Raw genomic sequence first — 22,436 nt, 5'->3', positions numbered from 1 at the left:
GGCTGCTTACTCCTCGCCGTTTGCGGCGGGATCGGTCGTCGCGGGCGAGGCCTCGGATGCCGAACTCTCTCCGTCCGATTTCCGGGTGCTGCGGTCCGTCTCAGTCACGCGGATACCCTTCTCGGCGAGGTGGCGCATCTGTCGCTGCGCGAAGTCTTCTTCCGAGGTTCCGCGGGTCGCGAGCACGTACACTTGCGATCCGCCAGCAGGACGCATCGTCCGGCCGGCGCGCTGTGCTCCCTGCCGGCGAGACCCACCGAGTCCGGAGGCGACGATGGCGAGTTCCGCGTTCGGGAGATCGATCCCCTCGTCACCGACGCGCGAGACGACGAGGGTTCGGAGATCGCCCGCGCGGAACGACGCGAAGACGCGCTCGCGACGGTGGTGTGGCATCTCTCCGCTCACGAACGGCACGTCGAGCGCGTCCGCGAGGGCTTCGCCCTGATCTAGCCAATCCACGAAGACGAGCGTCCTCGCGTCCGGGTGTGCGTCGAGGAGCCGCCGCGTTTCGTCGATCTTCTCGGGATTCTCGGCTGCGATCCGGTGTCTGTCGCGGCCGTCCGCACTCGCCCACTCGTTCCGGGCGAACTCCTCACCCCAGGGCACGTATCGGATCTGTACTTCGGGCTCTTGAACGTACCCTGCCTCGAAGAGCTTCGACCAGTCGGTGCCGATCGGGCGTCCGATGAGCGTGAAAATCTCCTTCTCTTTGTCGTCTTCGCGCACCGGCGTCGCCGACAGTCCGAGCCGATGTTTCGTCTGGAGGTCGGCGCTACGTCGGTAGATCCGCGAGGGGATGTGATGGACCTCGTCGTAGACGACGAGCCCCCACCCGCGGGAGTCGAACAGGGAGCGGTGACGGTCCATCCCCGCCGTCTGGTAGGTCGCGATCGTGACTGGGTTGATCTCCTTTTGCCCGCCGTGGTACTCACCGATCTGCTCTTCGGTGAGCGTCGTGTGTTCGAGCAGTTCGGCACGCCACTGTGCGGCGAGTTCCCGCGACGGGACGAGAATCAGCGTCTCGCCGCCGACAGCCGCGAGGACGCCGATGGCGGTCACGGTCTTGCCCGCGCCGGAGGGGCCGACGAGGACGCCGGAGCGCTGATCGAGGAAACGCTCGACCCAGTCGGATTGGTACTCGCGCAGGTCGACAGTCAATTCCACGTCGAGCGGTTCCCCCGTGTCGAGGTCGCGGTCGTCTTCGACGGGGTAGCCCGCTTCGTAGAGGATCCGCTTGATCTCGGCTTCGGCGCCGTCGCGAACCCAGCTCTGCGTATCCGAAATCGGCGCGACGAGCTGTTCGTCGTCGAGTTTCTGCCGCGCGACGTTGCCCATCAGGCTCTCGGAGGCGGCTTCGAGGACGACGTATCCGTCTTCGTGGGTGAACAGGCGGAATCGGTTCGCGCGTTTCCACTGTGATTCGACCCACTCCTCAAGCGGGGGTGACCGCCGCGGGAGCACCGACCGCATCAGCGACAGCAAGTCGGCGAGATCGTCGAAAGGGGCTTGCCAGACGTCCTCCTGGCGGATCTCGTAGATGTAGCCGCGGGTGCCGGTCTGCCGGTCAGTGGTCGACCGCGCCCGCTCGCCCGTGGAGTCGACGAGGTGGGCGAACTGTGAGAGTTGCGCGCGGGTGTACTGCGTCGGTTGATCGACCACGATCTGTCGCCGTTCCGGGAACAGCACGATCCGCTCGCGCTCGGCGAGTTTCGCCCACTCGCTCGGGAAGTAGACGATCGGGTCCGTCTCGACGTTCACCCGTTCGACCGCCCCGTCGTCAGTCAGCGCATCGAGATCTGCGGCGGCGGCCGACTGCGTCGTGTCGAGTCGGCGTGCGACTTCCGAGGCCGTCACGACCGGACGGCCCTCCGCCTCCAGTACGTCGTGGAAGCGATCCAGATCGACGTTAGCAGTAGACGTATCGGCGTCGTGAGACTCGTCGGTGTCGTAAGCGCCGTCGGTGTCGTGGGAATCGTCGGCAGGCGTCGCCTCGGGAGACGCTCCCTCCGGTGCAGTTGGCCCGCCAGTCCCCTCCTCTTCCGTCATTGTCTCTCGGGACGGCCCCGACCGGGAAACGGTTTGCGACTACGTGGGTTCGAGTTCGGCTGTTGGCGTCGACTCGAAGGGGACAGGCGAAGAGTGTGTCCAGAAAACGGCGCCCACGTCCGTCAAAGCCACCCACACCGTGTTTCCGATGAAATGCCAGCGAACTGGATCCGGGGAACACCGTGTGAAGGTGAATCGGGAACACCGAGTTTCCGGTGAAACGGTGAACTGGGACCCCCCTTCGAGATAGGAGTCTCGACTTGGTGGACGAGATCCTCAGTTTCTCACGGGAACACACCGTGTTTCCGGTGAAAGGCCAAGAAGAATCGGATCCGAGGCCGACTATTTCAGATTGAGCGTAATTAGAGCGGCTTGAGTTGATAGCTATCTCCAATTTCTCCGCTAGCCATATCGTGTAACCCCGAAAGACCGCGGACCCCACTCGCGATGTCGAGAACAGTCGAAGTGTGGTGAATTCCACGCGGAGACACACCACGTTTCCGGTGAAACCCGCTGGTAGTCCCCCTCGTCACGAGCGACGACGACCACGCATCCGCGCGTACTGAACCAATATCTGTCCTCTAGAAAGCAACAAATATATACTAGATACTCGTTACCGTCCATTGACTCCAATCAAAAAGTTATAAACTAGCTTCATCGAAGCAATTCGACCGGAAACGGACCCGAGACACCGCGCCGCTTTTTCGAGCAGGTATCGGACGGACGCTCTGAGAACCCCACAGCGATACGACCAAACTTGTTCGCCGTAGAATACCGATAGCCGACGATCCCACGTATTGGCCTGTCTCAGTGCGTATCTGCGTCCTCGCTTGGGAAGTACCGTTGTCGGCCAGATTCTACGCTCTTGTGGCGGAGATTGTTGGTGAGTCATAGCGCAGTTTCGAGGATGGTTTTGAGCGCTTCTTTCCCCGGTTTGCGGAACACTTCTCGACGGAGCTGAAACGCTCGGATATACGGCGTGAGTCTGTCTTTAGAGACACCTCGATGCGGCGAGAGCCACCGTCGCGCCAGCGACGCGTGGCTCTCGCAGGTGTTCACGTGAACGTCTCCATCGACGTACTCGCCGTCACCGTGGACGACGTATTCACGGGTGAATGCGTTGTCCTCGTCAAGTGGATCGTATGCCCGAAAGCCGTCTGTGTAGACGGTTAACGACTCCTGCTGGCGGTCGGCCAGCAGGAGTCGAATCCTCGATTCGGTCGCGGCTTTCGTTGGGATCACGTGTCGTTCACCACTGCCGCGATCAGCGAGAACAAACACAGGGAGCTTGTCCTCAGCGTATGTTCCACGTCCGCGCGTAGACAGGCCACGCGAGCGCGACGGCTGGTCGCGCTCGCGGCCCTTGAGACCTGCTTTCACGTAGAATTCATCTATCTCGATGGGGCCTTCGAGCTGTAGTCGAGGCGCGTCCAGCGCTCGCAAAAAGCGCTGGACGCGCCGGTAGATCGTCTTGTATGAAACGTCAATCTCTACGTCTAATTGCCTGAGACTTGTGTTGAAGCGGATGTAGGTGTAGACGGCGAGAAACCACTTTCTGAGCGCCACCGAAGAATGTTCGAAGATCGTGCCGGTCTGATCGTTGAACGTGCGGTCGCAATCCTTACAGAGATACCGCTGAAACACGCGATAGCTGCCGTACCGAATCACAGATTCGCCACGGCAGCGTGGGCAATAGACGCCGTCGCGCCAGCGAACCTGTTCCAGCAGGTTCGCGGCGCGACGCTCCGAGACGAACGTCTTGATAGGGAACATTGTTCGTCGGGTGACGCGGCCGCGTCACCCTTGCCCGCTGTGACTTCCAGCTACTGCTGAGAACTCACCAACAATCCTCTACCCAAGAGCGAGATTCTAACGCCTCGCCACACACCGTGTTTCCGGTGAAACTTATCCTCTGTTTCAACTGGACCTCCCCCCGGTATTTCCCCCGTTCACCGGAAACGTGGTGTGTGTGTCGTCCGGTAGTCTGTCGGATCAGTCGCCGTGCCCTGTCGGAACAACGTGGTCGTCATCCGTCGGGCATAACCGTACGAAGATGCCCAGTACCCCGGATGTCACGATGCTTCCCGAAAACGTGTCCGACAGCATCACCGTCGAACCGGGGGAAATAACAACGCATTTCACCGGAAACCCGGTGTCCTGTAGTATGCCGAACACCAGCGACGACCTCTTCACCCGAGAGGACCCCATCTTCTCCAACAAAGAGCTCTTGGAGATCAACCACCTTCCGGGGGAGGGACGGATCGTCGGTCGCGACGACGAAATCTCTGATCTGGCGGCGGCGGTCAATCCGGCGATCTTCGGTCAGAGTCCGAGCAACGTTCTCATCTACGGCAAGACGGGTACGGGTAAGTCGCTCTGTGCGAAGTACGTCTCACAGCGGTTGGTGGAAACCGCCGGCGAGGAAGACGTGAAAGCGACGTTCGCCTACGTCGACTGCGCACAGGACACGACCGAGACGCAAGCGGTCCAAACCATCGCGGACGGCGTCAACGAATCCGAAGTCACCGGAATCAAAGTCCCGGACAAGGGACTCAGCACGTCGACGTACTACAAGCGGCTGTGGCGAATCCTCGATGCACAGTACGATGTCGTCTTGATTCTGCTCGACGAGATCGACAAACTCTCCGACGACGACATTCTGATGCAACTCTCGCGGGCGGGGGAGGCCGGCAAGATCGACCAGTGCAAACTCGGCGTGATCGGCATCAGCAACAAGATCCAATACAAAGACCGGATGGACGAACGCGTCAAATCCAGCCTCTGTGAACGCGAGTTCGTCTTCCCGCCGTACGACGCCAACCAACTCCGAAACATTATGCAGGCGCGGTCGGACGCCTTCCGCGACGACGTTCTCGACCCCTCGACGATCCCGCGCGCGGCAGCGCTCGCGGCCAGAGAACACGGTGACGCCCGCAAGGCGATCGACATTCTTCGGTACGCCGGTGAGATCGCTCAATCGAAGGGCGCACAGATCGTTCGCGAGGAGTTCGTGACGCAGGCCCGCGAGCGTGCAGAGACGGATCGCTTCCGCGAACTCATCCGCGGGTCGACGCCGCACTCCCGGTACGTGTTGCAGGCGCTCGCAATTCTCTCGCTGTCGAGCGAGCGACAGGAGGGGTTCCGAACGAGCCGCGTCTACGAGGTCTACGAGAACATCTGCGACGGCCAGGGCTCGGATACGCTCTCGCTACGTCGCGTCCGCGACTTACTGAAAGAACACGCCTTCCTCGACATCATCGAGCAGTCCAAACACAGCGGCGGGAGCGCCGAGGGGAGCTACACGAAGCACCAGCTTCTGGAGGATCCTCAAGTGGTCAAAGACGTCCTGACCGAGAGCGACGACGTCTGACCGGACTTTGATTCTGAGTACACTGTCGGCATCGTCGACTCCGGCGACGGACCGTCACTCCACGAGGAGACCTTCGACATCGGCGATGGAGTCGAGGACGTAATCGGGATCGACATTCACGTCGGCGATCATCTCACGGTCGGTCACGCCCGTAAGCACGAGGACGGTGGTCATCCCGGCACGGTCGCCCATCCGGATGTCCGTCTCGATCCGGTCGCCGACCATCAGGCAGTCGCCAGGGTCGACGCCGACCTCTCCGAGCGCCGTCTCGACCATCGTCGCGGACGGCTTCCCGAGCACCTCGTCGACGGTCTGTCCCGTCACGCCTTCGATGGCGCCGATCATCCCCGCGGCGTCCGGGATCGCACCCTTCTCAGTCGGACAGGTCCGGTCCGGATTCGTCGCCAGGAACGGCGCACCGTCTTCGAGCGTTCGGAGCGCGGTCTCGAGCGTGTCGTAGTCGAAGTGGCGGTCCATCGATGCCACGACGATGTCGCCCGGCGTCTCTGTCACTGTCGTGACGCCCGCCTCCCGGAACTCCTCGAGAAGCGGGCCTTCGCCGACGACGAACGCCGCCGCGGAAGGGAAGCGCTCGCTGACGTACTGGGCGGTTACCCACCCGGAGTTGACGACGTCGCTGCGCTCGACGTCGATGCCGAGTCGTCGCAACTTTTCGCTGTAGTCGCCGCGGCGCGCGATGGCCTTGTTCGTGAGGAACAGTACCTCTCCGACCTCCTCGCGCAGCAACTGCACGGTCTCGCCGGCACCCGGGATGAGTTTGTCGCCCAGATAGACCGTCCCATCCAGGTCCAAGATCGCGGCCTCGTGCTCGGCGACGCTCATTGGCCGTCCGGGACTGTGTGCCCGGCGAGCGCCCTCCGGTCGTCGGGCGCCTCCGAGGCCTGTACGGCCCACCTATCCGACGCTGACCGACGGAGCTGTTTGGTTACTGGAAGTACGATATGCATCAATAAAGAAATTGATGACCAAATTACAATAATCTTTGGCTGCGCTAGCGCTCGGCCTCGACGTACGGGTTCGGCGCCACCGTGGCGCTGATCTCCGTCTGCGTGTGCGATTCGACTTTGGGGTTCGGCGATGCACCGCCCGGTTCACCCCACACCAGCGTCACCTCGGTTCCAGGTTCGCTGTACTCCTCGTCGACGAGTGCCAGCGACAGGACGGCACGCTCGTTGTAGGTGTAGCCGAAGTACTTCGAGAGACCGACGGTCTCACCGCCTTTCAGGACCTCGTCGTAGTGGAAGACCGCCCAGTAGGGCATCGAGAGGTCGAAGTACTTGTACGTCTCTCCGTCTCGCAGTAACGACGCAAACAGGTCGATGACGTCGTCGTCGTCCCAGACGAGCGTTACTTTCCGGCGCTGCGACGCCTCTGCCATTTCCGCGAGCGCGTCTCTGCCGGGGAAGTCGCGGTCGAAATCGACGAATCGCTCGTATCCGAGTTCGATCGGATTCAGGTAGTACTCGGATACGTCGTCGGCGGCGAAACTCCCGCCGAGCGTGCTGCTCGCCTCGTAGCTGTCCCCGTCCAGCCACTCCCGATACTCCGCCATCTCGTCGCCGAAGATCGCGGGGAGCGGACGGGCGATCCAGCCTTTCTCAGAGCCCTGCGCCTTGTAGCTCTTCTCGCCGAGTTGGCGGAGGCCGTGGTCCTCGCCGGCGTCGAGGATCGCCTCCCGAACGGTCTCGCTCGCCTCCCACGGCCCCCAGATCTCGAAGCCGACGTCCGACGCCATCGAGTGTTTCAACGCGCGCACGTCGACGCCTGCGATCGTCACCTCGTCGAAATTGAAGAACGGAATCTCCGGGAGCGACCCCTCGACTGCGGCTCTCATCACGTCGAGCGCGTTCGGCCCCTGTAGCTGGTACCGGAAGGTTCTGTGCGGTTCGTCCTTGTCGTGATACCGCTCGTCTGCTGTCGCGACCGCGTCGTAATCGCCTGTTTCGAGGTTGTACTCGACCCAATTCGGCGCGATCGGCGTGCCGGTGAGCTTCAACCGCTCGTCGTCGAGGTAAAACAGGATCGCGTCGCCGATCAGGAAGCCGTCGGTGTTGCAGGCGACGAACTGTTTGGCCTGACCGGGCTCGAACCCCTCGAAGTCGTTGGCTCCGAGGTCGACGAAGACGGCCAGCGCGTCGGGCCCCTCGACGTAGAGGTCTTTCTGGTGGTGAGAGAGGTCCGACAGGCTGCACGTCTCTCGCCAACTCCGTTCCTCCTCGATCCAGTTCGTGTGCTCGCTGGGAACCGGATAGGGGTGTCGTCCCCGGTTTTCGCGGAGCAAGTCCATCGGACTACCTGCCGCGTCCAGCGCGTCTTCGAGGCTTGGATCAGTCATTTGCCCAACAAACATCTTCTCGGGTCGTCATCTTAAAAATTATCACCAATATGGGCAGTGGCAATAAATAAGGGACGCTAGATGGCACTCGGCGTCCCCCCACAGCCATCTGGCCGCTCTTCCACAGCCATCTGGTCGTTCCTCCCCAGTCACTTGGTCGAGCGGATGACGTGGAGCGTCTCCGGATCGAAGCCGACCGACAGGGTGTCGCCCGTCTCGACGTTCGTCAGCGACCGATCCAGTTGGAGTGTCAGTTCTTGGCCGTCAGCAAGCGTCCCCGTCGCCTGGATGTGCTCGCCCTGATAGAACAGGTTCGTCACTTCGACGGCGGCGTCGCCTTCACCGTTGCCGACGCGGATGTCGTCCGGACGAACGAGGACCGTCACGTCGCCGCTCGATCGGAGTCCGTCGGGCGCGTCGACGTCGCCGAATCCGAACGAGATCCGCCCGTCCGTGACCGTCGCATCCAGCAGATTCGCGGTGCCGATGAAGCCCGCGACGAACTCGTTTGCCGGCTCCTCGTAGATCTCGGCCGGCGTGCCGATCTGTTCGAGGTGGCCGTCGTTCATCACGGCAATCCGATCGCACATCGACATCGCCTGCTCTTGATCGTGCGTGACGTACAACGTCGTCACGCCGAGATCGTCGAGCAACTGGCCGAGCTCTTGCCGTAGGGTCTGTTTCAGCTTCGCGTCGAGCCCCGTCATCGGCTCGTCGAGCAGCAGAATCCGGGGCTCGATCGCGAGCGCGCGGGCGAGGCCGACGCGCTGCTGCTGGCCGCCCGAGAGTGTCTGGGGGTCGCGGTCGGCCAACTCCTCGATGTCGAGGAGTTCGAGCAGTTCACGCGCGCGCTCTCGGCGTTCGGCTTTGCCGACGCCGTGCATCTTCGGGCCGAACGTGACGTTCCCGAGCACGCTCATATTGTTGAACAGCGCATAGGACTGAAAGACCAAGCCGACGTTTCGATTCTCCGGCGGGACGGGCGTGACGTCCTCGTCGTCGTAGCGGATCGTCCCGTCGGTGGCGGTCTCGAAGCCGGCGACGAGCCGGAGCGCCGTCGTCTTGCCACAGCCGGACGGGCCGACGATTCCCATCACTTCGCCGTCGGCGATGTCGATCGAGACGTCGTCGATGGCGACTGTCGAATCGAAGCGTTTCGTGACGTTTTCGAGTGAGACTTTTGCCATTCGTTAGACCCTCCGAATCGTCCCTCTGTTACCGACGATCTGCAGCGAGATCGTGACCAGTGCGATGAGCAGGAAGAACACCGAGACGGCCGCGGCCGCGTTCAGGAACGAGGCGTTCGTGATGTTGTTGAACAGGAAGATCGCGAGCGGCGGCGTCCCGCGAGAGTAGACGATGTACGAGAAGTTGAACTCCGCGGCCGCGAGCGTCCAGGAGATGATCGAGCCGGCGATGATGCCCGTCCGGGCGTTCGGGACGATCACCGTGAGGAACGTGCGCGGCCACGACGCACCGAGAGAGCGGGCGCTCTCTTCGATCTGTTGGAGATCCATCGACTGAAAACTCGACTGCACCGCCATCACCATATACGGTGCTTTCAGTAGCGAGTAGCCGATAATCAGGGCGATGCCGGACGTCGAGAGGTCCGGGTACGTCCGGAGGAAGGCCACACCCAGGATGATCCCGGGCGCCAGCGGGAGAATCGCGAAGACGTTGACCCAGTCTCGCCCCCAGAAGTCGTAGCGTGCGACCGCGTACGCGATCGGCACGCCGACGATGAGGTTGATGATGACTCCACCGAGAGCGAGCCCGGTACTGTACGCCAGCGAGGACCCGACTGCGACGTCGGCACCGACGCCGGTACCGACGATGACGTCTTCCCAGTTCTGTATCGTGACGAAGCCGCTGGGGAAGACGCCGAACCAATCGGAGGCGAACGAACTGACGAACGTCATCACGACCGGGAACGCGAGGAAGACGAGCGTCAGCACCAACACGAGTTTGACGACTGGCCGGCCGAAGCGGGCAGAGAGGCTGCCCTGTTGGAATCGTTCGGTCATATGCTCACCTCCGCACTGGTGTACCGAAGTGCGAGCACCGTGAACCCGAACACGAAGACGAACCAGATCGTCGCCATCGCCGAGGCCTGCGCGATGTTGAAGCCCTGGGCGAGTTCACGGTCGATCTGGAGCGTCCAGACGAGCAGGCCCTTCAGGATCAGGACGGTTCCGAAGATGGCGAGTCCGGTCCGGAACACGAGGATGAACGCGCCGATCAACCCCGGTTTGATCTGCGGGAGCGTCACGTAGCGGAACGTCTGGAGGGGCGTCGCTCCCAACACGCGGGCCGCCTCCTCGGCGTCCGTGTTAATCTCCGAGTAGGTTCCACGGAGCAACAGAAGGGCGCGCGGGATCATCGAGTAGAGGTACGCGAAGAACAGCCCCAGCACGCCTGTCGAGATGGCGACGTCGATCCGCGATTGCCCCGACAGGAACGCGAGGAGGTTGGTGAACACGCCCGTGTTTCCGAACAGGATGATGATCATAAACGCCGCGACGATCCCGGGGAGGCTGTTCGGGAACGACAGGATCGTCAGGATCACCGACTTCGCGGGGAGCGCGTACTTTTCGAGCGCGTGCGCCACGGGGACGGCGATGCTGATCGACGCGACCGTCGTCGCGGCCGCGAACCACAGCGTGTTGAAGGCGATGTTCCGATAGTACGGATCGTTCACCATCGTCCGATAGTACTCGAGGGTGAAGCCCTCGGTCACGAGCCGACTTTCGGAGAAACTGATTCGAAACATCTCCGTCAGCGGGAAGACGCCGGAGAACACCAAGAGCACAGAGAACGGCAGACAGAGGGCGACGATGCGCCGTATCTCCCGCTGTCGCTCGGACGTCGGGGACACTACCGATCCGACGGCGGTCCGGACTGCACCCGTCGCCCGCGTGCCCATCGATACTTGATCGGCCGCCATCGCTTACAGGCTGGCTCCGCGCGTGATGTCCTGGATGATCGTCTCCTGGTTTTCGACCAGCGCCGACTGATCGACAGTGAACTGTGTCTTGTCGTATCGGCTCTGCGGCGGGAATTCGTCGGGCATATCCATCTCCGAGGCCCGAATCGGCCGCGCGTACGCCTTGAGGAACTTCCGCTGGCCTTCCAGCGAGAGCACGTAGTCCATGAATTTCTTCACCGCCTCTGGATTCGGTGCGTTCGCCAGCATCGCGTAGCCGTACAGCGCGTTGAACGCGCCGGCCTCCCCGTTCGGTCCTTCGAGGAGCGCGACGCCGACGTTCTCCTCGGCGATGTCTTCGACGTTGTACTTCAGGTCCAGCCCCGAGTAGTCGTAGCGGATGAACGAGCCGTACTCGCCGCTCGTGAACTGCGCCAGGAAGTTGTCGGTGAACTCCGCACCCCCTTCCTGTATCTCGTTGTAGTAGTCGATCACCGGTTGGACGTCGTCGAGGGACCCGCCGTAGGCGTTGTTGATCGAGAGGGCCGCTGCGAGCCCGACGGCCGCCTGCGGCGTCTGCAGCGCGAGGTCCTGCATAATGTCTGGGTGCTTCAGGTCCTCCCAGGTCTGCGGTTCGTCGAGTCCGCGCTCCTCGAAGAGGTCCTTCCGGTAGGTGAGTGCCGTCGTCACCTTCCGCGTCCCCGTACAGTGGCCGTTGTCGGTCTTCGCGCTGTCGGGGACTTTGTCCCAGTTCGCCGGCTTGTACGCCTGAGTCAATCCGTCCTGCATCGCCTGGATTGCGTAGGTGTACCCGCCGTTGAACGCCGAGTGCGTGGGGTTCTGCGCGTGCGAGCGGGCGTCCTGTAGTGCCTCACCCGATGACCGGTCGTCGTCGTTGAGTTGGACGCCGTACTGCTCTTTGAACGCCTGCATTACCTCCGGCCAGTTCATCCACCCCGACTGAACCGCGTACACGTACAGTTTCTCGTCGGTCGGGAAAGCATCCGAACAGACGGTCGTCTGGGAGTCGCCGTAGCCGACCTCGTAGGTCTCACCCGAGCAACTCCCGCTCCCCCCAGAGGTGCCGTCGCCTCCCGTATCCGTCTTCCCGCCGGTGTCGCCGTCCCCAGTACCGCTTCCACTGTCGCCGCCACTGAGGCACCCAGCGAGACTCCCGCCGAGGACTGCACCGCTCGATGCGAGGATCTTGCGTCGCGTCGCGGGGTCTTTCATTGAGAACATAGCTACCAGCAATAAATGTATTGACGAGAAATTGCAATAAATCTTTGGTGAATAAACATAATATATAGGTGTATGTTACTCGTCATCTCCGAAAATAGCGCTATTAATCGCTGAGACGCTCGTTTACTCGTCCAGTACACAATGTTACCGGACGCTCTTTTGGGGCAGTCGGCTGTCTCGAGGATTGCTCGCGTTGCCGTGCTCCGTCCACTGCTGTTCCAGTGTATGCATCTGAAACCGCCTTGGACTCTCTATCGCGTGAAATAGCCATTTCTAAATAGGTTATTTGTGGCTAGCCTATCGAAGATAAATATCACCGTGTGCCGTGGCACCTGACGACGGCGTCGACGACGTCGCCCCAGTTCTGGTACGCCGTCTCGGCTGCACTCGCGTCCCCGGACGGCGTGAACGCCCGCCCGGTCGGTTGACAGGGCGCGAGGTCGTCGAGCGAATCCCACACGCCTGTCGCGAGACCCGCCGCGAATCCCGCGCCCAACGCCGTCGTCTGCGTCACGTTCGATCGAACCAGTCGCCGATCGAGGAGATCCGCCTGCCACTGCGCGAACTCGTCGTCCTGGATTGCGCCGCCGTCGACGAGGAGGGGACGCTGTTCGATTCCAGTCGCGGCTTCGGCCGCTTCGAGGACTGCCCGCGTCCCGAACGCGATCGCCTCCACGGCCGCTCGCAGTACGTCGTCGGGGTCGGTTTCTCTGCGTAGCCCGAACACTCCCGCCCGGAGGTCCGGCACCCAGTGGGGTGCACCGAGACCGCCGAAGCCCGGAACGAGCTGCAGATCACCCGGCGACTCCGTGCTATCGAGTTCTGCGAGTCCGCCCGCGTCTTCGAGCAGCCCGATCGTCCGGAGCCACTCCAACACCGCGCCCGTGGCGAAGACCGGCCCTTCGAGCCCGTAGCGTGGTTCCGCACCCGCCCGCTGGAACCAGACCGTCGTCAGAAGGTTGCCGTCGGCCGCGACCGGATCGCTCCCGGTGTTCTGCAGGAAGAAATTCCCCGTTCCGTAGGTGACTTTGGCGTCGCCCTCGCCGCACGCGACTCGTCCGAGGAGCGCCGCTTGCTGGTCGCCCATCACGCCCGTCACAGGAACGGCAGCGTTGAGGATCCCGTTCGGATCGGTCGTGCCGAACCCCGACGGGTCGCTGGAAGCGTGTACCGCAGGCAACGCCGCTCGCGGCACGTCGAACAGGTCCAAGAGGTCGTCGTCCCACTGCAACTCGTGGATGTCGAACAGCATCGTCTGGGCCGCGTTGGTGACGTCCGTCGCGTGCGTGCCCGTGAGATTGTAGAGGAGCCACGAGTCGACGGTGCCGAGAAGCACCTCGCCGGCTTCCGCCCGTTCACGGAGGCCGCTCTGGTCGTCGCTGCCGCGGTGCAGACGGCTGCTGCCCTCTTCGTGGTGGTCGCCTTCGTCGCCGCACCGACCGCGACCGTGATCGAGGAGCCATTTAGCGTTGGGCGCGGCGAAGTACGGGTCCGGTTCGAGCCCGGTTCGCTCGCGGATCAACCGTCGCTCCTCGTCAGTCAGTTCCGTGATCTGCTCGGTCGTCCGCCGGTCGCGCCAACTGATCGCGTTCGTGACCGGCGTTCCGGACTCCGCCTCCCACAGCAGCACCGTCTGGCGCTGACTCGACACGCCGAGCGCACGCAGCGCACTCGCCGAGTCGACATCGGCCTGCACCAGTCCGCGCCGGATCGCGTCGGTCGCACAGCCCCACAGTTTGAGGGGGTCGTACTCGACGCGGTCGCCCTCGCGTGTCGTCGGACGATGACTGGTGAACGCCTCCGAGGTCGGATCGCCGCGTTCGTCGAAGACGACGAATCTGGTTCCGCTCGTCCCCTGATCCAGCGCGCCGATGTAGGTCGTGCTCATCCGCCTTGCAGTGCGGTAAGCAGTCGGGGGGCGAAGTTCAGCGCGACGCCGCTCGGTCGTCGCCCGGCCACCTGGGCGCCGACGGAGACTTCCCGCCGTTCCAGAACGCCGAACTGCGCGAGTTCGTACAGTAGTCGTTTGACCGTCCCGTGAGTTAGGTCGGTCCGCTCGGCGATCTGCTCGGCCGCGGTCTCGATCCGCGCCTCGCCGTCGAGTGAGAGTTCCAGTAGCTGGTCGAGAACCAGTCGTTCGTTGTCCGAGAGTGCCAGCACTTGCCCGATCGGGACGCCGTCTCTCGGTACGGCCGCTCTCCCGGCGTCGATGTCCTCGTCGCGGAGCCGCGTTGCCCCGTCGGTTTCCGCGTTGCTCGCGGCGAGGAACAGGGCCGCGAGCGCGTTGTGAGCGTCGCCGTCGGCCCAGTCTGCAAGTCGCTGTGCGTGGACGTGATCGAGTGTCTGTGAGAGCCCTCGCGACCCGCGGACCGTCAGGATGTCGACGAGTTCGTACGTGTACGCGGGCACGTGGATCTGCTGTTCCGGCATCGGGAGCGACAGTTTCTCGGGCGGCGTCCGCCCGACACCGATCCACGCGAGGTCTTCGAACGGCTCGAAGAACGTATAGAGGTCCGCCAGATCGACTGTCGTCTGTTCTCCGAGGTGATCGACGGCGACCAGTACGGTTTCGCTCGCGGCCGTGACAGTCTCGATCCGCTCGCGCAGCGCATCGGTGCTCACCCCGCGTCTCGGGACCGACTCTACGAGGAGACTGTCGAGCAGCTCCCGATAGAGTCGGAAGCGGCTCGCGGCCCGCCGTGCGTCGAGATAGACGACACGGACGTCGTCGCGGTCGCTTCCGCTCCGGGTGGCAGTGTAGAACGGGTCGTGGGCACTCATCTCCGTATCGAGCACCGATACGAGCGCGGTCACGATGGCCGACTTTCCGGAGCCCTGTGGTCCCCAGACGTAGGTGTTCGGCGGCACGGCGTGATCGAAAAGTGGGTCGATCGCGTCCAGTAAGGCCTCGAAGAGGGTTTCTCGGCCGACCGGCTCGGAGAGATGCATCGCGGGGTTCAGCGAGTCGCGATCGACGATAAGCTCGTTGTTGCTGCTCCGGTTTCGGCGGCGTTCGATGCGTTCTGTGAGATCCATAGGACTCCCTGACGCTATGCAGTATACACGGGAGTGTGGGTAAAACACTTTTTCCCGGTTGCAGGGCGGTTTCTCCGGATTTAGTCCCACTCTGTCGCGTTCGCTCGAACGCGTGCGAACGCCTCAGTCACCCACTCGACGAACCCGGCTTCTGCACTGTCCGCACTCGCAACGAGGTTTCCGTGCTCGTCGTAGGCACCCAGATAGGCGTGTCCGTCGACGAGGAGGAGTCCGAACTCCAGCGGCTCCTGTGACACGTACAGCGTGAATCCGTCCAGGCCTTTCGCCCGCTCGAGCGACTCCGGATACTCCGTAGCGGAGGTCTGCAGCACGTCCTTATCGACGATTAGTTCCACCTGGGTCTCCGGTCCGATGACGCTGCCAGCAGCCTCGTTGAAAACGCGGCTCACGATCGGTGTAACCCCACGGAACTGCTCTACGGGTTCGTCTCCCACGATGGCGAGAAACCGGTCGATAGGTGCGTGCGGATTCTCCGCTGTCGACTGGGCGTACGTCGTCCCCGATAGCGTCTCACACTCTATCTCCTCGGCGGTCCCACGCAGATTCGAGAGGAGATGCTCGAAGCGGTTGGCGACGTCCATACACTCCTCGAACTCGTCGTAACTTCTCGCGACGAGTACCCCCGCACGCGTGAGACGATATCCGTCGCTCGTGGATACCTTCTCGGCCCACCCGCGTTCGACGAACGCCGTGACCGCACGCTGGGCGGTCTCGCGGGCACACGAGCATTCCGCAGCCAGTTCGCTCGGGCGGTGCTCGCCCGAACGAAGCGCTCGTAGCACGGCTATCCGGATCTCGGATCCGGTCAAAAACGCGACATCCTCGCGCGCGGTCATTCGATCAAAACGTTATACTGCGGTTGTCATTACGCTGTCGCTCCTCGTCGGCTCCCACTCGTCGGCGGCCGCCGCGTTGCGTTCCGGTTCGGGCCTGTTATCCGAGCAGGCCCAGATCGTCGATGCGCTTGACGATCTCTTCGACGGCGGTCTTCGCGTCGTCGGTCCGCTTCCCGCCGGTGATGACGATTTTTCCGGACCCGAAGAGCAGGATGACGACTTCGGGTTCGTCCATCCGGTAGACGAGACCGGGGAACTGCTCGGGCTCGTACTCGACGTCTTCGAGGCCCAGACCGATCGCGAGCGCGTTTAGGTTCAGGTTGTGACCGAGGTCGGCGCTGGAGACGATGTTCTGGACGGTGATCTCGGGGTCCTCGTCGACCGGGATGCTGAGGCCACGGAGCTTCTCGAAGATAATTCCGAGCGCCTCGTGGACGTCGTCGATGCTCTTTGCGCCCGTACAGACGATCTTCCCCGAACGGAAGATCAGGGCCGCTGCCTTCGGCTCCTGCGTTCGGTAGACGAGCCCGGGGAAGTTGTCCGGGTTGAAGTCGGCTCCGGGGAGGTCCTCGGCGAGAGCTTCGAGATCGAGCTCTTGGCCGATACCGGTCGATGCGACAACGTTCTGAATCTCGATGGAATCTGCCGGCGCACTCATACTCTGTCGGATTATCTCTGCCCTCCCTTATAAAGGCCCCCGTTATAAAGAGGGGTCGGTTCGCTCGTCTCCGGCTATCCGGAAGTCGGTCGTTGCCAATTACTTGTTTCACGTGCGCTCGCGCGTGACCAGTCGTCGATCCCGTCAAAACACCAAGTGGTCGAACGTCCACTCTACTGGTACTCTATCAGAACGTTGTTAGACGAACACACATATCTAACACCATTTTTCGAAAATCGTTCGGAATCAACGGGGTTAAGTACAACCCACGCATCAGACAGTAATGCGAAGAACACTACGCGACTGCGGGCGGTTGAAATCCGTCCGCGCTCGCATTCCGACGTCCGTGGCGATCGACGCCGCGGGGCGAAACGGATTCAATGGGTTTATACCCATCCGACGTTTCGCTTGAGTCGGACACGGAATGAGGATTCCACCCCTGCGGTCCGCCGTACAGATGGAATCTGATGTTAGCCTTGATGGTTCGGTGACACCTGTCTGGTGTCCACTGAACCACGAACGGACCACGCAATGATATATGGTGATCTCCCTCTCTCCGAGAGGGAAATCCCGCCACACCCCTCCCCCACTACGGGGGAGACCCATTCCGGTTGATCCTGCCGGAGGCCATTGCTATCGGAGTCCGATTTAGCCATGCTAGTCGTGCGAGTTCACACTCGCGGCAAATAGCTCAGTAACACGTGGCCAAACTACCCTACAGAGACGCATAACCTCGGGAAACTGAGGCTAATTCGTCATACCCCTCTCACGCTGGAATGCCAAGAGGCACAAACGCTCCCGCGCTGTAGGATGTGGCTGCGGCCGATTAGGTAGACGGTGGGGTAACGGCCCACCGTGCCCATAATCGGTACGGGTTGTGAGAGCAAGAGCCCGGAGACGGAATCTGAGACAAGATTCCGGGCCCTACGGGGCGCAGCAGGCGCGAAACCTTTACACTGCACGCACGTGCGATAAGGGGACTCCGAGTGCGAGGGCATATCGTCCTCGCTTTTGTGTACCGTAGGGCGGTACACGAACAAGAGCTGGGCAAGACCGGTGCCAGCCGCCGCGGTAATACCGGCAGCTCAAGTGATGGCCGATCTTATTGGGCCTAAAGCGTCCGTAGCTGGCCTCGAAAGTCCGTCGGGAAATCCACACGCCCAACGTGTGGGCGTCCGGCGGAAACTCCGAGGCTTGGGACCGGAAGGCTCGAGGGGTACGTCCGGGGTAGGAGTGAAATCCCGTAATCCCGGACGGACCACCGATGGCGAAAGCACCTCGAGAAAACGGATCCGACAGTGAGGGACGAAAGCTAGGGTCTCGAACCGGATTAGATACCCGGGTAGTCCTAGCCGTAAACGATGTTCGCTAGGTGTGACACAGGCTACGCGCCTGTGTTGTGCCGTAGGGAAGCCGAGAAGCGAACCGCCTGGGAAGTACGTCTGCAAGGATGAAACTTAAAGGAATTGGCGGGGGAGCACTACAACCGGAGGAGCCTGCGGTTTAATTGGACTCAACGCCGGACATCTCACCAGCTCCGACTACAGTGATGACGGTCAGGTTGATGACCTCGCCACGACGCTGTAGAGAGGAGGTGCATGGCCGCCGTCAGCTCGTACCGTGAGGCGTCCTGTTAAGTCAGGCAACGAGCGAGACCCGCACTCCTAATTGCCAGCAGCAGTTCCGACTGGCTGGGTACATTAGGAGGACTGCCAGTGCCAAACTGGAGGAAGGAACGGGCAACGGTAGGTCAGTATGCCCCGAATGAGCTGGGCTACACGCGGGCTACAATGGCCAAGACAATGGGTTGCAACCTCGAAAGAGGGCGCTAATCTCCGAAACTTGGTCGTAGTTCGGACTGAGGGCTGAAACTCGCCCTCACGAAGCTGGATTCGGTAGTAGTCGCCTTTCACAAGAGGGCGGCGAATACGTCCCTGCTCCTTGCACACACCGCCCGTCAAAGCACCCGAGTGAGGTCCGGATGAGGCTGTGTCACCACAGTCGAATCTGGGCTTCGCAAGGGGGCTTAAGTCGTAACAAGGTAGCCGTAGGGGAATCTGCGGCTGGATCACCTCCTACAGACCGAGACCACCCCGACGGGGTGGCTCAACTTTCACTCATCGCCTGGCCCCGATCGTGGCTCACGCCCACCAGACAGGCACCTTAGAACCATCAAGGCTAACTGGGCCCGTAGCTCAGCGGTAGAGCACCTCCTTTGCAAGGAGGACGCCCTGGGTTCAAATCCCAGCGGGTCCATCCCCCACTCCACTCGACACAGAACGTGCTCCTTAAGTGTGGGCACACACTCGACTGGAGTGGACACGAACTGATGCACCATCCCGTGAAAGCGCGGATGGGAAGGGTTCGACGAACGCTCCGGCCGCCACCGGACGTTCAATGACGACCATTGTACGCACGCAATCCAGACGCCCACTGAACCCGTTCAACCGAACGGATCACACGTGGACGTCTCAGATCACCAAACAGCAAGAGCAACTTAACTTGCAACTGCAACAGCAACCACTGTACACAACAGACCAGTAACACACGACACTCAAACTGGCTACTGTACTGGCTGGTGAATGGCTCGGCTCGAGAGCCGACGACGGACGTGCCAAGCTGCGAAAAGCCCGAGGGAGTCGCACGGAGACTAAGAACTCGGGATCTCCGAATGGGAATCCCCACCGCAATTGCTTCGCGCAATGGGGAACGCTCCGAATTGAAACATCTCAGTAGGAGCAGGAACAAAAAACAATAGTGATGTCGTCAGTAACCGCGAGTGACCGCGACACAGTCCAAACCGAATCCGGAAGGAAATGTGGTGTTCGGACTAGCCATAACGGAACACAATCTCACGAGAAATCTCCTGGAACGGAGTACGATACAGGGTGACAGTCCCGTATCGCGAGAGCGTGTTCCCGGGCTACCTCCAGAGTAGCGAGGATTGGATATTCCTCGTGAATCTCGCAGGCATCAACTGCGAAGACTAAACACTCCTCGAGACCGATAGCGAACAAGTAGCGTGAGCGAACGCTGAAAAGCACCCCGAACAGGGCGGTGCAATAGGGCCTGAACTCAGTCAGTGATAGAACGACGGGGCATACAAGGTCCCAAGAAAAACGAGCGTGGGGCGACCCACCAGTAGGACTCTTGGGAAGCCGATGTCGCGTCGTGCGTTTTGAAAAACGACCCAGGGAGTGCATTTGTATGGCAAGCCTAACCGGAGTATCCGGGCAGGCACAGGGAAACCGATACGGCCGCAGTCCATCCGGACCAGGGCCACCGTGTTCAAGCGCGGGGAGTCATACTGATGCGACCCGAAACCGAGTGATCTACGCGCGAGCAAGGTGAAGCGTGGCGAAAGCTGCGTGGAAGCCTGCAAGGGTTGGTGTCCTACAATACCCTCCCGTGACTCGTGCGTAGGGGTGAAAGGCCCATCGAACTCGGCAACAGCTGGTTCCAGCCGAAACATGTCGAAGCATGACCTCAACCGAGGTAGTCTGCGAGGTAGAGCGACCGATTGGAAGTCCCGCCTCCGAGAGGAGTCGGCCTTCCTGTCGAACTCCAAACTTGCAGACGCCGTAGACGTTGGGAATCCGGACTGCGGGGTAAGCCTGTGGTCCGTGAGGGAGACAACCCAGAGCCGGGTTAAGGTCCCCAAGTGTGGATTAAGTGCAACCGAAGGTGGTCTCGAGCCCTAAACAGCCGGGAGGTGAGCTTAGAAGCAGCTACCCTCTAAGAAAAGCGTAACAGCTTACCGGCCGAGGTTCGAGGCGCCCAAAATGATCGGGGCTCAAATCCACCACCGAGACCTGGCAGCGTCCATCACAGGACGATCTAGTAGGCTTGGCGCACTGATCGGGCGGAAGCTCGGGCGAGAGCTCGCGTGGACCGATTAGTGACGAAAATCCTGGTCACAGTAGCAGCGAGAGTCGGGTGCGAACCCCGACGGCCTTACGAGTAAGGGTTCCTCGGCACTGCCACTCAGCCGAGGGTTAGCCGGTCCTAAGTCCCACCGTAACTCGACTGGGACAACCAGGGAAACTGGTTAATATTCCAGTGCCACCGTGCACTCAGCCGACGCTTTTGGAAACAGCGAGCGAGGCCTTCGCCTCGTCGAATCGTGGAAGATCGTGGACGCCGTAATGGCACGAAGCGATCGAATCACGAGACAGCGCAAGTCGCTGGTACCGAGAGCCCGTGAAAAGGCGCACGGCGACCGTACCGAGATCCGACACAGGTACTCAGGCAGAGAAAGCCAAGGCCTGTCGGGAACAACCGGCGTTAGGGAATTCGGCAAGTTAGTCCCGTACCTTCGGAAGAAGGGATGCCTGCTTTTTACCGAGCAGGTCGCAGTGACTCGGACGCTCCGACTGTCTAGTAACAACATAGGTGACCGCAAATCCGCAAGGACTCGTACGGTCACTGAATCCTGCCCAGTGCGGGTATCTGAACACCTCGTACAAGAGGACGAAGGACCCGTCAACGGCGGGGGTAACTATGACCCTCTTAAGGTAGCGTAGTACCTTGCCGCTTCAGTAGCGGCTTGCATGAATGGATCAACGAGAGCGTCACTGTCCCAACGCTGGGCCCGGTGAACTGTACGTTCCAGTGCGGAGTCTGGAGACCCCCAAGGGGAAGCGAAGACCCTATAGAGCTTTACTGCAGGCTGTCGCTGAGACGTGGTCGCTGATGTGCAGCATAGGTAGGAGTCATTACAGAGGTACCCGCGCTAGCGGGCCACCCAGACACAAGTGAAATACTACCCGTTAGTGACTGCGACTCTCACTCCTGGCGGAGGACACCGGTAGCCGGGCAGTTTGACTGGGGCGGTACGCGCTCGAAAAGATATCGAGCGCGCCCAAAGATTTCCTCATCCGGGTCGGAAACCCGGAGAAGAGCGCAAGAGCAAACGGAAGTCTGACAGTGTCATTCCCAACGAGTGACGCTGACGCGAAAGCGTGGTCTAGCGAACCAACGAGGCTCCTGGATGGGGCCCGTTGATGACAGAAAAGCTACCTTAGGGATAACAGAGTCGTCACCCGCAAGAGCACATATCGACCGGGTGGCTTGCTACCTCGATGTCGGTTCCCTCCATCCTGCCTGTGCAGAAGCAGGCAAGGGTGAGGTTGTTCGCCTATTAAAGGAGGTCGTGAGCTGGGTTTAGACCGTCGTGAGACAGGTCGGCTGCTATCTATTGGGGGTGTATTGGTACTTGAGAGGAACGTTCGTATAGTACGAGAGGAACTACGAATGGGTGCCGCTGGTGTATCGGTTGTCCGAAAGGGCAGATGCCGAGCAGCCACGCACCGCAGGGTAAGAGCTGAACGCATCTAAGCTCGAAACCTACCTCAAAAAGAAGTACCACCGAGGACACTCGTAGAAGACGAGTTCGATAGACTCGGGGTGTACGCACCGAGGCAACGAGGTGTGAGCCCGCGAGCACTAACAGTCCAAAGCCACACTCATACACGAGCATAGTGTCACGTGACTACCCAATCCGTGTCACAGTGGATGCCGTGATGGGGATCGAGACTACCACTACCACAAGGTGACCCACGGTCGAACGGGTTCAGGCGGAAGCTGGATTGCGTGCGTAACAATGGTCGAATGTACGCATCAGATATTCGACTGGCACACCGACACTGGCGCGGACTCACGATACGAGTCCAGATGGTTCGAATCCATCAGTCGGCATTAAGGCGGCCAGAGCGGCAGGGCGACACCCGTACCCATCCCGAACACGGAAGTTAAGCCTGCCAGCGTGCGAGGTAGTACTGGAGTGAGCGATCCTCTGGGAACACTGGCTCGCCGCCTCCACTCATACTTTCAGAGCCCACGAGCGCGTGCTCGTGGGCTCTCTTCATTTCGAAGCAATCGTCTCGAGCGTCGTCTCCGTAATTCATCGGCAAAACACGCTCGCACATCCGTCCTCACAAACTGTTAAT

General features: G+C 61.3%; 13 protein-coding genes, 1 tRNA gene and 3 rRNA genes. 5 read left to right on the top strand and 12 right to left on the bottom strand.

Features of this window, described 5'->3' with window-relative positions; translation table 11 throughout:
- Nucleotides 1-6 precede the first annotated feature (6 nt).
- Entirely contained in the window at nucleotides 7-2,046 is a 2,040-nt protein-coding gene (locus NO362_RS10085) for a DEAD/DEAH box helicase (RefSeq protein WP_256545130.1), read from the bottom strand.
- Between the two features lie 888 nt (nucleotides 2,047-2,934).
- Nucleotides 2,935-3,819 (bottom strand): IS1595 family transposase, encoded by an 885-nt coding sequence (locus tag NO362_RS10080; protein ID WP_121570991.1) that lies wholly within the window; start codon nucleotides 3,817-3,819, stop codon nucleotides 2,935-2,937.
- Nucleotides 3,820-4,210: 391 nt separating this feature from the next.
- Between NO362_RS10080 and NO362_RS10075 the strand changes: the two genes are divergently transcribed.
- The gene (locus NO362_RS10075) at nucleotides 4,211-5,416 is read left to right on the top strand and encodes a Cdc6/Cdc18 family protein (RefSeq protein WP_121570587.1); all 1,206 of its coding nucleotides are present in this window, start codon (nucleotides 4,211-4,213) and stop codon (nucleotides 5,414-5,416) included.
- A 54-nt stretch (nucleotides 5,417-5,470) separates the two neighbouring features.
- On the opposite strand, the gene NO362_RS10070 is transcribed toward NO362_RS10075, so the two are convergent.
- The 10 genes from NO362_RS10070 to NO362_RS10025 all read right to left on the bottom strand — a co-directional run bounded on the left by NO362_RS10070 (nucleotide 5,471) and on the right by NO362_RS10025 (nucleotide 16,488).
- Complete coding sequence (locus NO362_RS10070; RefSeq protein ID WP_256545129.1) at nucleotides 5,471-6,259, bottom strand: HAD-IIA family hydrolase; 789 nt, start codon at nucleotides 6,257-6,259, stop codon at nucleotides 5,471-5,473.
- A 169-nt stretch (nucleotides 6,260-6,428) separates the two neighbouring features.
- Nucleotides 6,429-7,772 carry a hypothetical protein gene (locus NO362_RS10065; RefSeq protein ID WP_256545128.1) on the bottom strand — a complete coding sequence of 448 codons (1,344 nt, stop codon included), beginning with the start codon at nucleotides 7,770-7,772 and terminating at the stop codon, nucleotides 6,429-6,431.
- Nucleotides 7,773-7,921: 149 nt separating this feature from the next.
- Nucleotides 7,922-8,959, bottom strand: coding sequence for an ABC transporter ATP-binding protein (locus NO362_RS10060; RefSeq protein ID WP_256545127.1), 1,038 nt, complete (start codon nucleotides 8,957-8,959; stop codon nucleotides 7,922-7,924).
- Between the two features lie 3 nt (nucleotides 8,960-8,962).
- Nucleotides 8,963-9,796: an ABC transporter permease gene (locus tag NO362_RS10055; RefSeq protein WP_256545126.1), complete on the bottom strand. Its 834-nt coding sequence runs from the start codon at nucleotides 9,794-9,796 to the stop codon at nucleotides 8,963-8,965.
- A complete protein-coding gene (locus NO362_RS10050; RefSeq protein WP_256545125.1) occupies nucleotides 9,793-10,716 on the bottom strand; it encodes an ABC transporter permease in 924 nt (307 codons plus the stop codon). The genes NO362_RS10055 and NO362_RS10050 overlap by 4 nt, the downstream gene beginning before the upstream one ends.
- Nucleotides 10,717-10,719: 3 nt before the next feature.
- Nucleotides 10,720-11,928, bottom strand: a complete 1,209-nt coding sequence (locus NO362_RS10045) for an extracellular solute-binding protein (RefSeq protein ID WP_369335103.1) — start codon at nucleotides 11,926-11,928, stop codon at nucleotides 10,720-10,722.
- A 322-nt stretch (nucleotides 11,929-12,250) separates the two neighbouring features.
- On the bottom strand, nucleotides 12,251-13,825 hold the full coding sequence (locus NO362_RS10040; RefSeq protein WP_256545123.1) for an FGGY family carbohydrate kinase: 1,575 nt from the start codon (nucleotides 13,823-13,825) through the stop codon (nucleotides 12,251-12,253).
- Nucleotides 13,822-14,973, bottom strand: coding sequence for a Cdc6/Cdc18 family protein (locus NO362_RS10035; RefSeq protein ID WP_256545122.1), 1,152 nt, complete (start codon nucleotides 14,971-14,973; stop codon nucleotides 13,822-13,824). Before NO362_RS10035 ends, NO362_RS10040 begins: the two co-directional genes overlap by 4 nt.
- Before the next feature lie 80 nt (nucleotides 14,974-15,053).
- Complete coding sequence (locus tag NO362_RS10030) at nucleotides 15,054-15,830, bottom strand: helix-turn-helix transcriptional regulator (protein WP_306676741.1); 777 nt, start codon at nucleotides 15,828-15,830, stop codon at nucleotides 15,054-15,056.
- A gap of 97 nt (nucleotides 15,831-15,927) precedes the next feature.
- Complete coding sequence (locus tag NO362_RS10025) at nucleotides 15,928-16,488, bottom strand: TATA-box-binding protein (protein WP_089769931.1); 561 nt, start codon at nucleotides 16,486-16,488, stop codon at nucleotides 15,928-15,930.
- Nucleotides 16,489-17,092: 604 nt separating this feature from the next.
- On the opposite strand from NO362_RS10025, the gene NO362_RS10020 reads away from it, so the two are divergent.
- The 4 genes from NO362_RS10020 to rrf all read left to right on the top strand — a co-directional run bounded on the left by NO362_RS10020 (nucleotide 17,093) and on the right by rrf (nucleotide 22,308).
- Nucleotides 17,093-18,565, top strand: a 16S ribosomal RNA gene (locus NO362_RS10020).
- 107 nt (nucleotides 18,566-18,672) lie between these two features.
- A tRNA-Ala gene (locus tag NO362_RS10015) sits at nucleotides 18,673-18,744 on the top strand.
- A 298-nt stretch (nucleotides 18,745-19,042) separates the two neighbouring features.
- Nucleotides 19,043-21,956: ribosomal RNA gene (locus tag NO362_RS10010) — 23S ribosomal RNA — on the top strand.
- A 230-nt stretch (nucleotides 21,957-22,186) separates the two neighbouring features.
- A 5S ribosomal RNA gene (gene rrf, locus NO362_RS10005) occupies nucleotides 22,187-22,308 on the top strand.
- The 16S, 23S and 5S rRNA genes sit together here with 1 tRNA gene alongside, the layout of an rRNA operon.
- Nucleotides 22,309-22,436 lie beyond the last annotated feature (128 nt).

The sequence above is a fragment of the Halobellus inordinatus genome (genome assembly GCF_024498335.1).
GTDB classification, from domain to species: Archaea; Halobacteriota; Halobacteria; order Halobacteriales; family Haloferacaceae; genus Haloquadratum; species Haloquadratum inordinatus.
The sequence above is the reverse complement of the archived record's forward strand: the minus strand, read 5'-3'. Positions and strand labels throughout refer to the sequence as shown.